Source organism: Pseudomonas sp. efr-133-TYG-103a, assembly GCF_030209235.1.
Taxonomy (GTDB): Bacteria; Pseudomonadota; Gammaproteobacteria; order Pseudomonadales; family Pseudomonadaceae; genus Aquipseudomonas.
The window spans coordinates 1-13,982 of sequence record NZ_JARVSK010000004.1; the positions used below are offsets into that span (position 1 = coordinate 1).

At 58.2% G+C, this 13,982-nt stretch carries 13 protein-coding genes and 1 rRNA gene; 10 read left to right on the forward strand and 4 right to left on the reverse strand.

Annotated features, from left to right (window positions below):
* The 3 genes from QRN36_RS02705 to QRN36_RS02715 form a co-directional block, all read right to left on the reverse strand.
* Window positions 1-129 (reverse strand): 16S ribosomal RNA (locus tag QRN36_RS02705); the annotation flags it as partial.
* A 596-nt stretch (window positions 130-725) separates the two neighbouring features.
* A complete protein-coding gene (locus tag QRN36_RS02710; RefSeq protein ID WP_285422712.1) occupies window positions 726-1,946 on the reverse strand; it encodes a CaiB/BaiF CoA-transferase family protein in 1,221 nt (406 codons plus the stop codon).
* An 11-nt stretch (window positions 1,947-1,957) separates the two neighbouring features.
* Entirely contained in the window at window positions 1,958-3,139 is a 1,182-nt protein-coding gene (locus QRN36_RS02715) for an acyl-CoA dehydrogenase (RefSeq protein WP_285422713.1), read from the reverse strand.
* 173 nt (window positions 3,140-3,312) lie between these two features.
* Between QRN36_RS02715 and QRN36_RS02720 the strand changes: the two genes are divergently transcribed.
* From QRN36_RS02720 to QRN36_RS02765, 10 genes are all read left to right on the forward strand, one after another.
* Entirely contained in the window at window positions 3,313-4,209 is an 897-nt protein-coding gene (locus tag QRN36_RS02720; RefSeq protein WP_285422714.1) for a LysR family transcriptional regulator, read from the forward strand.
* A gap of 436 nt (window positions 4,210-4,645) precedes the next feature.
* Window positions 4,646-5,767, forward strand: a complete 1,122-nt coding sequence (locus QRN36_RS02725; RefSeq protein WP_285422715.1) for a Re/Si-specific NAD(P)(+) transhydrogenase subunit alpha — start codon at window positions 4,646-4,648, stop codon at window positions 5,765-5,767.
* 11 nt (window positions 5,768-5,778) lie between these two features.
* Complete coding sequence (locus tag QRN36_RS02730) at window positions 5,779-6,102, forward strand: NAD(P) transhydrogenase subunit alpha (RefSeq protein ID WP_093466722.1); 324 nt, start codon at window positions 5,779-5,781, stop codon at window positions 6,100-6,102.
* Window positions 6,102-7,547: an NAD(P)(+) transhydrogenase (Re/Si-specific) subunit beta gene (locus tag QRN36_RS02735; protein WP_093466720.1), complete on the forward strand. Its 1,446-nt coding sequence runs from the start codon at window positions 6,102-6,104 to the stop codon at window positions 7,545-7,547. The genes QRN36_RS02730 and QRN36_RS02735 overlap by 1 nt, the downstream gene beginning before the upstream one ends.
* 189 nt (window positions 7,548-7,736) lie before the next feature.
* Window positions 7,737-9,230, forward strand: a complete 1,494-nt coding sequence (locus tag QRN36_RS02740; RefSeq protein ID WP_285422716.1) for an acetyl-CoA hydrolase/transferase family protein — start codon at window positions 7,737-7,739, stop codon at window positions 9,228-9,230.
* A gap of 319 nt (window positions 9,231-9,549) precedes the next feature.
* Window positions 9,550-9,765 carry a DUF1127 domain-containing protein gene (locus QRN36_RS02745; RefSeq protein WP_093466716.1) on the forward strand — a complete coding sequence of 72 codons (216 nt, stop codon included), beginning with the start codon at window positions 9,550-9,552 and terminating at the stop codon, window positions 9,763-9,765.
* 373 nt (window positions 9,766-10,138) lie between these two features.
* The gene (locus QRN36_RS02750) at window positions 10,139-10,456 is read left to right on the forward strand and encodes a DUF2388 domain-containing protein (RefSeq protein ID WP_093466714.1); all 318 of its coding nucleotides are present in this window, start codon (window positions 10,139-10,141) and stop codon (window positions 10,454-10,456) included.
* 105 nt (window positions 10,457-10,561) lie between these two features.
* Entirely contained in the window at window positions 10,562-10,867 is a 306-nt protein-coding gene (locus QRN36_RS02755) for a DUF2388 domain-containing protein (protein ID WP_285422717.1), read from the forward strand.
* Between the two features lie 36 nt (window positions 10,868-10,903).
* Window positions 10,904-11,224, forward strand: coding sequence for a DUF2388 domain-containing protein (locus QRN36_RS02760; protein WP_093466710.1), 321 nt, complete (start codon window positions 10,904-10,906; stop codon window positions 11,222-11,224).
* Window positions 11,221-13,182, forward strand: a complete 1,962-nt coding sequence (locus QRN36_RS02765) for a DUF4105 domain-containing protein (protein WP_285422718.1) — start codon at window positions 11,221-11,223, stop codon at window positions 13,180-13,182. Before QRN36_RS02760 ends, QRN36_RS02765 begins: the two co-directional genes overlap by 4 nt.
* 72 nt (window positions 13,183-13,254) lie before the next feature.
* On the opposite strand, the gene QRN36_RS02770 is transcribed toward QRN36_RS02765, so the two are convergent.
* Entirely contained in the window at window positions 13,255-13,671 is a 417-nt protein-coding gene (locus QRN36_RS02770; RefSeq protein ID WP_285422719.1) for a GFA family protein, read from the reverse strand.
* Window positions 13,672-13,982: the final 311 nt, after the last annotated feature.

The window sequence follows — 13,982 nt, forward strand, 5'->3', positions numbered from 1 at the left end:
GCAGATTCCTAGGCATTACTCACCCGTCCGCCGCTGAATCAGGGAGCAAGCTCCCTTCATCCGCTCGACTTGCATGTGTTAGGCCTGCCGCCAGCGTTCAATCTGAGCCATGATCAAACTCTTCAGTTCAATACTGCAATCGGGTTTTGAGAAAACCCTATAAACTTGGCTCAGCAATCGTTGGTTAAACCATGATTTCTCGTGGAGTAACTTGCGTTGCTGATAATCTTGCGACTTCAGTCTTACGACACAAGCACCCACACGAATTGCTTGATTCAGTTGTTAAAGAGCGGTTGGTCAAGAGCCTTTCGTCTCAACCGAGGCGCGCATTCTACAGCGTCCTCATCATCTGTCAAGCGGTTATTTTCAGAAGTTTTCAAAGTTTCCTTTGCAACTTCAACCACTTGCGCCTCGTTCGACTTGGCGTCTCACGTCAGCGGGAGGCGAATTCTACAGCGTTACAATCTGCTGTCAACCACCTTTTTCACCACTGCCGACTCAGCGACCTGAATCGAAGCCCCTCCGCGCTGCTTACTTCGTCTAACTCATTGAATCTCAAGGAGTTTTCCGTTTCGTCTGCGCCGGAAGTGGGGCGAATTATAGAGACATTGAGAGGGGCGTCAATACCTAATTTTAATTTTCTATGAAATAAGCAAAAAAGCTGTAATTTCAGGTGATTGCGGCTGTTTATATAGAGAGCAACAGACACACGACCATTACTAGAGCTATACCACTCCAATTTCCCGCAGCGCCGCAACTTCCGCTTCTTGAAGTCCCAACACTCGAGTAAGGATGTCTTCGGTATGTTCGCCAAGCAACGGCGGAGCGCGGCGATACTCGACAGGCGTCTCGGACAGGCGAATAGGACTCGCAACCTGCGGAACAACACCACCGAGAGAATGAGGCAGTTCAACCTTCAAGCCTCGCGCCTGAACCTGAGGATCGGCAAATACCTGCGCCACATCGTTGATGGGGCCGCACGGCACGCCGGCAAGCTCCAAAGCGGCGACCCACTGCGCGGTGGTCTTGAATACCGTGGCCTGGCGTATGAGGGGAATCAGCTCGGCGCGGTGCGCGACACGTTGCTTGTTCGTAGCAAACCGAGGGTCGTCTGCCCACTGAGGCTGACCCGCGACCTCAGCGAACTTGCGAAACTGACTGTCATTGCCAACCGTTAGGATGAAATCGCCATCTGCCGTAGGAAAATCCTGATAAGGCACGATGTTCGGGTGAGCATTGCCGAGGCGCCGAGGAGAAGTGCCGGTTGTCAGGTAATTCATCGCTTGGTTCGCCAGACACGCAGCCTGTACATCGAGCAGCGCCATATCAATATGTTGACCTGAGCCGCCCTGATCCCGGTGCGCCAGCGCTGCAAGGATCGCCGACGTCGAATACAACCCGGTGAGGATATCCGTCAGCGCGACGCCCACTTTCACGGGGCCTGCGCCGTCCTCTCCCTCTGGACGTCCGGTCAGACTCATCAGCCCGCCCAGCCCCTGGATCATGAAATCGTAGCCGGCACGCTTGGCATAAGGCCCGGTCTGACCGAAGCCGGTGATTGAGCAATAGATAAGCCTCGGGTTCTGCGCCTGCAACGACGCGTAATCCAGGCCGTATGCCTTGAGCCCACCGACCTTGAAGTTCTCGATGACGATGTCAGACCTTGCTGCGAGCTCGCGCACCAGTTTCTGACCCTCAGGACGGGTGAAGTCGACCGTGACAGAGTGCTTGTTCCTATTAGCAGAAAGGTAATAAGCAGCTTCAGAGGTGTTCTCGCCGCGAGGATCCTTCAGGAAAGGCGGCCCCCAGGCACGCGTATCGTCACCATTACCGGGACGCTCGATCTTGATGACCTCAGCGCCGAGGTCCGCGAGGATCTGCCCTGCCCATGGCCCGGCCAACACGCGGGACAGATCCAGCACACGCAAATGCGATAGCGCGCCCATGGCTGGTCTCCTTAATAGAAGGCCTGAATGCCGGTCTGCGCACGACCCAGAATCAGCGCGTGAACATCGTGTGTGCCTTCGTACGTGTTCACCACCTCAAGATTGACCAAGTGACGCGCGATGCCGAACTCATCTGAAATACCGTTGCCGCCCAGCATGTCGCGAGCCATACGCGCGATATCCAGAGACTTGCCACAAGAGTTGCGCTTCATGATCGAAGTGATTTCGACCGCAGCAGTGCCTTCATCCTTCATGCGCCCCAGACGCAGACAACCCTGCAGCGCCAGTGTGATCTCAGTCTGCATGTCAGCGAGCTTTTTCTGGATCAGCTGATTGGCTGCCAATGGGCGACCGAATTGCTGGCGATCCAGCGTGTACTGGCGGGCGGTGTGCCAGCAGAACTCAGCAGCGCCCAGCGCACCCCACGAAATGCCGTAGCGTGCGGAGTTCAGACAGGTGAACGGGCCTTTCAGACCACGCACCTCGGGGAAGATGTTTTCTTCTGGGACGAACACGTTATCCATGACGATCTCGCCAGTGATGGACGCACGCAGGCCGACCTTGCCATGGATCGCCGGAGCGCTGAGGCCTTGCCAGCCCTTTTCGAGAACGAAGCCACGAATGTCGCCAGCATCATCCTTGGCCCACACCACGAACACGTCAGCGATCGGGCTGTTGGTGATCCACATCTTGCTGCCGGTCAAGCGGTAACCACCTTCGACAGTCTTGGCACGGGTGATCATCGCGCCCGGATCGGAACCGTGGTTGGGCTCGGTCAAGCCAAAGCACCCGATCCATTCGCCGGAGGCCAGCTTCGGCAGATACTTTTGCTTCTGAGCCTCAGTGCCAAACTCATTGATCGGCACCATGACCAGCGAGGATTGCACGCTCATCATCGACCTATAGCCGGAATCGATGCGCTCAACCTCCCGCGCGATCAAGCCATAACAGACGTAGTTCAAGCCGCTGCCGCCATATTGCTCAGGGATGGTCGCCCCCAGCAAACCTACCTCTCCCATCTCGCGAAAGATCGCCGGATCGGTCTGTTCGTAACGAAACGCTTCGAGGACTCGAGGGGCCAGCTTGTCCTGGGCGAATTGCTCGGCGCTGTCACGAACCATGCGCTCTTCTTCGGTGAGCTGCTGATCCAGCAACAGCGGATCAATCCAGTTGAAGCTTGCCTTGCCGCCCATGACGTTCTCCTCGCTGAGTGATGCTTCCGGACGATGCCGGAAAAGTCGTGCATTGATCCTAGGCCTGGACTCGGTAGACGGCAAACGACGATTTCGAACAGTGTTGTGCTAATTTCTCACTCCGAAACAATTTAAATGGCCATTTACGGTCCTGATGAGTGAGGTAGACGTACATGCGCCGCAGAATCCCATCCACCGCCGCTCTCATCAGCTTTGAAGCAGCCGCCCGCCACGAAAGCTTCACCAAGGCCGCTGACGAACTTTCCCTCACCCAAAGCGCCATTTGCCGACAGATAGGCAGCCTGGAAGAATTCCTTAACGTGGAACTGTTCCGACGATCGCGCAGAGGGGTCAAGCTGACAGAGGCGGGCCTTTCCTACAGCCGACGCGTCGCCACGCAGCTCGACGCGGTGGAGCGCGACACGTTATCGGTGATGGGGCATCAGGGTGCGAATGTCATCGAACTGGCAGTCGTGCCGACCTTCGGTACGCAATGGCTGCTTCCGAGGCTGAAGGATTTCCAACAGAAAAATCCAGACGTGACGATCAACCTGACCAATCGCACCAGGCCTTTTCTATTTGCCGACACCGAGTTCGATGCAGCTATCTACTTCGGAGATGCCGACTGGTCAGGTACGGAATCGCATCGGCTGATGAGCGAAAACCCGATGCCGGTGTGTAGTCCTGAATTACTTGGCCACAAGGCACAGTTCAGCGCGCGCGAACTTGCCGATATGCCGTTGTTGCAGCAGACGACGCGTCCCTACGCGTGGCGGCAATGGTTTAACTCGATGGACCTGAACGTCGCGCGAGACATGACAGGGCCGCGATACGAACTATTCTCCATGCTCGCACAGGCGGCGATGCATGAAATGGGCGTCGCGCTGATCCCACCCTTTCTGATCCAGCGGGAGCTGGCAGAAAAGCGCTTGGTGATCGCAAATACCCATGCGCTAGCGAGCGTAAAAGCCTACTACCTGATGATTCCGGAGCGAAAAGTCGAATCGGCGTCATTAAAGGCCTTCCGCGATTGGCTTGTGTATCAGGCTGAAACCTACGCCCTGCCTTGATCAGGAGCTGATTTCGATCTTTTCTGACCCTGTAGTCAGCCCAAGTCAAAGACTACATATATCTGCCAATGTCGCATTTTAGAAACACTTCCGTTGTGAATACAAAACGGGCTGTACGCGTTATGGCACGTGGCTTTCAGCGTTATTTACAGCCATTCTTCCCATCAATACGAAAAAAACTTCGAGCGCGTCTGAAGTCGCTCAACGCCTTTAACTGTATGGCCTGTAGCGATTTGTTGCGTCAAACGGTCACAGGGTGACTTGTAGTTAAATACACGTCGCGTTACAGAATTCCTTGAAGCCCCACATTTCCCCCTGCAAAATGCCGCGCCCCCGTCTTGTCTGGCGGGGACGTGGTGATCGCTGCCCCAGACGCGCCATCCGCAGCGCGCTGGCCTATTTTTAAAAGATAAAAAGATCACGCAGGAGATTTGACGTGCACATTGGAGTCCCTCTAGAAACCCAGTCCGGTGAAACTCGGGTTGCTGCAACTCCGGAAACCATCAAGAAGCTCGTTGGCCAGGGTCATAAGGTCACTGTCCAGTCAGGCGCAGGCATTACTGCGAGCGTGACGGACAGCGCTTATGAAGCGGCAGGCGCATCGATTGGCAGCGCTGCCGATGCCTTCGGCGCCGAGCTGATCCTCAAGGTCGTCGCACCTGGCGACAGTGAACTGGCGCTGATCAAGTCCGGCACTGTCGTCATCGGGATGCTCAACCCGTTCAATAACGAGATCATCGCGAAGATGGCCGAGCGCGGCATTACTGCGTTCGCCCTGGAGGCTGCACCGCGCACCTCGCGCGCGCAAAGCCTCGACGTCCTGTCTTCGCAAGCCAACATTGCCGGCTACAAATCGGTGCTGCTGGCCGCACATCACTATCCGCGCTTCATGCCGATGCTGATGACCGCCGCAGGGACGGTGAAGGCTGCTCGCGTGCTGATCCTGGGCGCGGGCGTTGCTGGCTTGCAGGCGATTGCGACCGCCAAGCGTCTTGGTGCGGTGATCGAGGCGTCTGATGTGCGTCCGGCAGTGAAGGAGCAGATCGAATCGCTGGGGGCCAAGTTCGTCGACGTGCCTTACGAAACCGACGAAGAGCGCGAAGCGGCGGTCGGCGTCGGCGGTTATGCACGCCCGATGCCCGCCAGCTGGATGCAGCGTCAGGCCGTAGCCGTTCACGAGCGCGCCAAGCAGGCGGACATCGTGATTACCACAGCATTGATTCCGGGTCGCAAGGCGCCGGTGCTGCTCAGTGCCGAGACGGTCTCGCAGATGAAACCGGGCTCGGTAGTGATTGACCTCGCGGCAGCCCAGGGCGGTAACTGCCCGCTGACCGTGGCTGACCAGGTGGTGATCGAGCACGGCGTCACGATCGTGGGGCACACCAACCTGCCAGCGCTGGTCGCGGCAGACGCTTCTGCTCTTTATGCACGCAACCTGCTGGACTTCCTGAAGCTGGTCTTCACAAAGGAAGGACAGTTCGAGATCAACCTCGAAGACGACATCGTCGCCGCGTGCCTGATGTGCCGCGATGGCCAGATCGTCCGCAAGAACGGCTGAGGATAAAAACAATGGAAGACATGCTGATCTCTCATGGCGTCTACAACCTGATCATCTTCGTGCTGGCGATCTATGTCGGCTACCACGTGGTCTGGAACGTCACCCCTGCGCTGCACACCCCGCTGATGGCCGTGACCAACGCCATTTCGGCGATCGTCATCGTCGGCGCCATGCTCGCTGCCGCGCTGACCGTCACCCCGCTGGGCAAGACCATGGGCACCCTGGCGGTCGCGCTGGCGGCCGTCAACGTGTTCGGTGGCTTTCTGGTCACCCGCCGCATGCTGGAAATGTTCAAGAAGAAAGCGCCTAAAACGAAAGACGAGGTATCGAAGTAATGAGCATGAACCTCGTCACCCTGTTGTATCTCGTTTCGGCGATCTGCTTCATTCAGGCGCTCAAAGGCCTTTCGCATCCGACTACTTCGCGTCGCGGCAACCTGTTCGGCATGCTCGGCATGGGCCTGGCCGTGCTGACGACGATTGGCCTGGTGTTCAAACTGGCTGCGCTGTCCACCGACGGCGCCAGCGCAGGCATCGGTTACATCATCGTGGGTCTGCTCGTCGGTGGCACGGCCGGTTCGATCATGGCCAAGCGCGTTGAAATGACGAAGATGCCGGAGCTGGTTGCCTTCATGCACAGCATGATCGGTCTGGCGGCGGTGTTCATTGCCATCGCGGCTGTGGTCGAGCCTCAGTCGCTGGGCATCGTTCAGCACCTGGGCGACTCGATCCCTACCGGCAACCGCCTGGAACTGTTCCTCGGCGCGGCCATCGGTGCGATCACGTTTTCCGGTTCGGTCATCGCCTTCGGCAAACTGTCGGGCAAATACAAGTTCCGCCTGTTTCAGGGAGCACCGGTACAGTTCGCCGGGCAGCACAAGCTGAACCTGATCCTCGGCCTGGCCACGCTGTTCTTCGGCCTGACCTTTATGTTCACGGGCAGCCTGTTCGCGTTCAGCGTCATGCTGATTTTGGCATTCGTGATCGGCGTGCTGCTGATCATCCCGATCGGGGGCGCGGACATGCCTGTGGTCGTGTCGATGCTCAACAGCTACTCGGGCTGGGCGGCGGCGGGTATCGGCTTTTCGCTGAACAACTCGATGCTGATCATCGCAGGCTCGCTGGTGGGTTCGTCCGGTGCGATTTTGTCCTACATCATGTGCAAGGCGATGAACCGATCGTTCTTCAACGTGATCGGCGGCGGTTTCGGCGCCGCAGCAGATGCTGGCGCAGCAGATGGGGCAAAAGAAGCACGCCCGGTGAAATCCGGTTCGGCTGATGACGCGACCTTCCTGCTGACCAATGCCGACACGGTGATCATCGTGCCTGGCTACGGCCTTGCGGTAGCGCGCGCTCAACACGCGCTCAAAGAGCTGACCGAGAAGCTCACCCATGCCGGCGTGACCGTGAAATATGCGATTCACCCCGTCGCAGGTCGCATGCCGGGCCACATGAACGTACTGCTCGCCGAGGCCGAGGTGCCTTACGATCAGGTCTTCGAAATGGAAGACATCAACTCCGAGTTTGGCCAGGCCGACGTGGTGCTGGTGCTGGGCGCCAACGACGTGGTCAACCCGGCCGCGAAAAACGATCCGAAGTCGCCTATCGCGGGCATGCCGATCCTGGAGGCTTTCAAGGCCAAGACGATCATCGTCAACAAGCGCTCCATGGCCAGCGGTTATGCAGGTCTGGATAACGAGCTGTTCTACCTCGACAAAACCATGATGGTCTTCGGCGACGCCAAGAAGGTCATCGAAGACATGGTCAAAGCCGTCGAGTAAACGCTCTGGCCCGCTCTACAGAGAACCCCCGGCGCGTTCTGGCGCAGGGGGTTTTTTACATCTGGCGTAAAAGTGTTTTGCTCTGAAACCCGCTAATTAGAGGCCTCGAATGCGACCTTGGTAGCGGGACGAAAAAACACCAACTCTCTAGACTGCTCACTCGCATCCTCGTCCCGAGATAAGAACATCATGCACCGTGAACGTATCCGTCTGCCTTCGCTGCTGAGCAAGGTAATGAGCGCGGCAGATGCCGCTTCCCTGATCAAGGACGGCATGACCGTCGGTATGAGTGGCTTTACCCGCGCAGGTGAAGCCAAGGCTGTGCCCAAAGCGCTGGCCGAACGAGCCAAGGCGTCGCCGCTGAAAATCAGCCTGATGACCGGCGCCAGCCTGGGCAATGATCTGGACAAACAACTCACTGAAGCGGGCGTGCTGTCCCGTCGCATGCCGTTTCAGGTCGACAATACGCTGCGCAAGGCTATCAACGACGGCACGGTCATGTTCATCGACCAGCATCTGTCCGACACCGTTGAGCAACTGCGCAATCGCCAGATCAAGGCGGTCGATATCGCGGTCATCGAGTGCGTGGCGATCACCGAAGAAGGCCACCTGGTGCTCAGCACCTCGGTCGGCAACTCGGCGAGCTTCGCCATCCTGGCCGAAAAGGTGATCGTCGAGATCAACATCGCTCAGCCGCTGGAGCTCGAAGGGCTCCATGACATTTATATTCCGACCTACCGGCCGACCCGGCTGCCAATTCCCGTACTCAAAGCCGACAGCCGCATTGGCAGCCAGGCCGTGAAGATCGACCCTGCGAAGATCGTCGGGATCGTGTTCAGCGACCAGACCGACTCACCTTCAACTGTACTGCCCGCCGACAGTGATACCCAGGCCATCGCCGGACATCTGGTCGAATTCTTCAAAAACGAAGTACGTCAGAATCGCCTGACCAACCAGCTGATGCCGCTGCAGGCAGGCGTGGGCACCATCGCCAACGCAGTCATGACCGGCCTGATCGACTCGCCGTTCCATGGCATGGCGATGTACTCCGAAGTGCTGCAGGACTCCACATTCGATCTGTTCGAAGCAGGCAAGCTCGACTTCGCTTCGGGCTGCTCCATGACCCTGTCCGAACGCAAGCATGACGCGGTCTACAACAATCTTGAGCAGTACAGATCGAAACTGTTGCTCCGCCCTCAGGAAATCTCCAATCACCCTGAAGTCGTGCGTCGCCTGGGCATCATCGGCATCAACACAGCCCTGGAGTTCGACCTGTACGGCAACGTCAATTCCACGCACGTGGGTGGCACCCGAATGATGAACGGGATCGGCGGCTCGGGCGACTTCGCGCGCAATGCTCACCTTGCCATTTTCGTCACCAAGTCCATTGCCAAAGGCGGCGCGATCTCAAGCGTGGTTCCGATGGTGAGCCACGTGGATCACACCGAGCACGATGTGGACATTCTGGTGACGGAGATTGGACTGGCGGACCTGCGCGGTCTGGCGCCCCGCGAGCGGGCGCGAGTGATCATCGACAACTGCGTCCACCCCGCGTATCGCGAGGCGTTGAACGACTATTTCCGTAAAGCCTGTGCTATCGGCGGCCACACGCCACATGTACTGCGCGACGCACTCAGTTGGCACCTGAACCTTGAAGAAACCGGTCGCATGCTGGCCGTGTGAGAAAACAGTTTGGAGGTGACGACGACCTTTCGTCGTCACCTCCAAAGAACTGAACGGAAATAATTCAAAAACTGTTCTGCTGTACCGGTCATTTTCCCCTCCGAAATCTTCCTTTTCACGAGTGCTGCGCAGAAAATGCACCAATAGTGTGCTGACCCATACAGTTGCCCCAAATCCGAACAAAACAGTGCCTGATCACAGTTAACTGGAGCAGCACAATACAAGTGAACTGTGTCTGGAGAGAGAGGGGCAACGAGAGGAAGATTGTCACCAATCAAGCCACTATCTAATCCCGCCACAAGCGGAAGGAAGAAGCACCATGGAACGCACCGTAAGTTCCGAACTGTTCTACGAAGACACCGCAAAAACCGCTCAAGCCTCGTTGCCGCTGCGCATGTTCGCCAACCTGATGCTCTGGCAGCGTCGCCTGTCCAGCCGCCATCAACTGGCCCGTCTGGATGCTCGTCTGCTGGCCGACGCCGGTATCAGCGAATCCCAGCGTTACGAAGAGCTGAGCAAGCCGTTCTGGCGCTAAGTAAGCGTCTGCTGGTCCCAGGCTACGAGCCTCTCACCAGCAACCCGAATTGTTCAAACAAGACCCGTCGCAGGCAGCTGCGACGGGTTTTGTCATTTACAGGGCTCTTTCATCGATTGCTGTGATTCTCAAGGCGCCTAAGCAATAACCGATACAGTTGAACTATCTGCTCAATAGACCCGTACAATTTCATCTGGTGTGCGCTCCAACCATTCTGTATCGCACTGTGACGGCATGTGGCATTTCGCCCTGCTATTCCACCTCCGCTCGTTAAGTTAGTCTTGTAACACCTTCTTACCGCCGCCCGCGCAGGCTTGCTCATCGCACGCCATCTGCTCATGCGGTCATTGAATCTGTTCACTGGAGTCTACGTATGTCCCGCCTTCATCTTTTAAGTGCTGCAGTTCTCGCCATCGCGGCTACCGGCGTCCAGGCTTCCAGCTTCGTCGTGACGACTGACACCATCGTTCGCGCGTTGGATGCATCGTCCAATGCAACCTCCAAGATCTCTTCGTCCTTTCACGACGACAAGATTGTTCTGGCTGCTCGCGATGACGCGGCCAGCTTCGTGGCCAGTCAGGGCGAAATCCGCGGCGTGAAGCTTGAAGGCGCGTTCCAGCACATTCGTGAAATCGCACCCGGCTTGCAGGCGTCCGACGCACAACTGGCTCAGGCAATTCTTGCTATCTGATTCAGCATCGCGACAGCTTTGAACCAGCACACCCGAGCGTTCGCACTAGCTCTGGCCCGGGTGTTGCGCTAGCCTTGCCACTCGTTTTGCCGATACCGAAGACTCATGCGTTCATTGTCTCGCCTGTTGATTGCGATGACTGCCAGCCTGATATTCACCAGCCAGGCTCAAGCATTCGACACAACCACACAAAGCCTGATCAAAAGCGGGTACGCCACCAGCCAGGTGACGACCGGGCCTTTCGATAACAAACTGATACTTGCCGCCCAGGATGATGCAGCAGCGTTCATTGCCAGTGAAGGCCAACTGCGAGGAGCACAGCTGGAATCGGCGTTGATGTATCTGCGCCAGACCCGGCCAAAACTTCATGCCAGCGACCTTGAACTGGCGCAGGCAATCCTCGTCCAATAGTCACTTTTTGCACCTTCTGTATTCTGGAGCCGTTCCATGCGTACCCCGTTGATCGCCGCCGCCCTCGGCCTGCTGTTGCTGACCGATGTCGCGCACGCGCAAACTCTCAAAGCCACCAGTAACATCGTTGTCCGCGCGCTTGGCCGCAGCGTCGACTTCACCTCGGACACCACGTCATCGGTGCGTAACTGGAAAATGGTGATCGAAGCCCAGGACGATGCCGCCAGCTATGTGGCCAGCAATGGCAACATTCACGCTGCCCGACTGGACGCCGCATTCGCGACGTTGCGCGAGCGTCTGCCAGAAGCCCGCAATGCAAGTGATCAGGACCTCGCTGAAGCCATTCTCGCATTGTGAGGCGCGTTGCCGCCTGGCTGCTGGCGTCGGCACTCTCGCTGATCTGCACGAGCGCCTTCGCCGACCTGAGCCTGTCGCTGCACACCGACGGGCTTGATGCTGCACAACAGAAAGCCAGCCAGGCGCTGCTGGATGAAGCAATGGCCGCTCTGCCGCCGATGTTCGTCAGCAAACTGGATCGCAAGGTCGAAGTCCACTGGACCGACGACATGCCGTCCAATGCCTACGGACGCGCGGACGGCCCGTATCGATTGGACCTCAATCAGCGTCTGCTGTCGGGGCTGACCGACGGCAGCGCCGCCACCACCCGAACCAATCGCCCCCACGGCACCGTGCGCGAAGAAATGCTCGCAACGGTTCTGCATGAACTGACCCACATTTACGATCACGCCCAGCTCTGGTCACCCGAGGAACGCAAGCTGATCATTGCGTGCGCGCGGCAGGGCAACAGCGTCGGCAAGATCGGTCTGCGTGACAGTTGTCGAGGACAGACCGAACGGCGCTTCACGCTCAGCGACGACCCGCGACTGCTGGACCTGGCCGGCTGGCCACAGTACGTCGGACGGCGAGGGGATCGCGAAGAACGCAACGGCCAAGTCGCCCGAAGCCCTGATATCTACGAAATCAGCAGTCCGCTGGAGTTCGTGGCAGTGAATATGGAGTATTTTCTGCTCGATCCGGCGTACGCCTGCCGCCGTCCGGCACTGTATGACTACTACAAAAAGCAGTTCGACTGGGCGCCTGCCACGAAGGATGACTGCCCCACGTCTTACCCGTATTTGAATGCCGGCAACGATTTTGCCCGCGAGCCGCTCGGCAAGCTCGACCCCGAGCGCGTCTATGAAGTGGACTATCTGCTGGCCGAAGCCAATCAGAACCTGGTGAGTCGCTGGGGTCACAGCATGCTGCGTCTGGTGATCTGCAAACCCGGCCGGCCACGTGGCCCGGATTGCCGGCTTGATCTTGATCAGCATCTGGTGTTGTCCTATCGCGCCTTCGTCAATGACCTGCAGCTGTCCAGTTGGAGTGGTCTGACGGGCGCCTATCCTTCACGGCTCTTCGTGCTGCCGCTGGGTCAGGTCATCGACGAATACACCAAGACCGAACTGCGCAGCCTGGCGTCGGTGCCACTCAAGCTGTCTCGCGAAGAAATAGACGGGCTGGTGCAACATGCCGCTGAAATGCACTGGGCGTACGACGGCAATTACTGGTTCCTGTCGAACAATTGCGCGGTAGAGAATCTGAAGTTGCTGCGCAGCGGTACGAACGATCCACGTCTGATTGGCCTGGACAGCATCATGCCTAACGGCTTGTTGGAAGTGTTGAAAGGGCGAGGGCTGGCCGACACCAGTGTGCTCGACGATCAGAAGAAAGCCCTGCGCCTGGGTTACCGCTTCGACTCGTATCGCGACCGCTACCAGGCGATGTTCGATGTGCTGCGCAAAACCACGGACGTCAAGCAAACCACCGTCGAGGACTGGCTGACATTGCCTGCCAAGGAGCGCCAGCCTTACTTTGCCAAGGCCGACCTGCGGACCAGCGCCGCAATGCTGCTGCTGGAACAGGCGGCTCAGCGTCGCCAGCTCTTGCTCGCGCAGGATGAGGTGAAGCAGCGTTATCTGAGCGCAGTGGAGAAAAAGGACAACGGCGTCTCCAAAGCCACTGGCACGTTGCAGGACATTCTGGCAAACAGCGGCTTCTTGAGTCGCCCGGCAGAATTGCTGGGCAGCGGCGGTTATGGCCTTCCGCAACAAGGCGAGTGGCAGCGGCTGGAAGAAGAGAGCACCCAGCGGCAAAAGCAGCTGCAGCGGCTGACCGGCGATCTGGACACGGAAGTGCGAGCGCTACTGGAGCCTGATCGCGCCGCTGAGATCGCCGCCACCGATGAAAACCTCAAGCAGGTGGGCGAACATCTGCGCGCGCTGCACAAAGCTGCGGGCGGACTGGAGTTGCCGTGACAGCTTGAGCGCCAAGGGTGAGCGTGCTGGCGATCGGAAAAACCGCAACCTCTCCGTTAGCGCTGAGCCCGCTCATCCGCAGCGATGGGTCGCCGTTTCTTCCGGCTCGCCCGGCAGGTGCTCGTCCAGATGCAGCCAGGGGAGGCGGTTGTCAGTCCAGATATGCCGGGCAGCCGGCGCCAGCTCCGGATGATCGAGCGTGCCGATGGTCACGTCCATGGTCTGCGGGCTGTTGCGGCTGAACAGCGCGACCTGTGCCCCACAGTTGTTGCAGAAATAACGCACACATGTCGGACCGGAATCGTAAGCCGCAGGGCTGCCTGCCAACCACTTGAACGCGTCCAGCGGCACGGTGATCCAGGTCACGACGATTCCGCCGGAGGTGCGTCGGCAGATCGAGCAGTGACAGTGGGCAATATCCGACAGCGGCGCCTCGAACTGATAACGCAAATTGCCGCAATGGCAGCCGCCCGTGTGCATCTCATTCATGGATGTTCTCCCGACTTGGTTCAGGATGTGACTGCCGCTCAAGCCAATCGCTTCATTTTTTGTCCAGCGTGCGACGTATCACCCGCGAAAGCTGGCTGAAAGCTTATCCCTTTAGCATCCCGTCATCGCCGGCGACAGACCGGTAGCCAGAACGGACGTCTTTTGACGTTCGCCGGCCCATCTACAACAACAATTAGGTGATTCTGATGCTTGCTTGCACTGCGATGTACCCCTCGCTCGCCCCCCGACTCCACGCGCCGCTCGTTCTGAGCTGATGACTTCGTCTCGTCTTTTTCACGTCGCGTAACGCT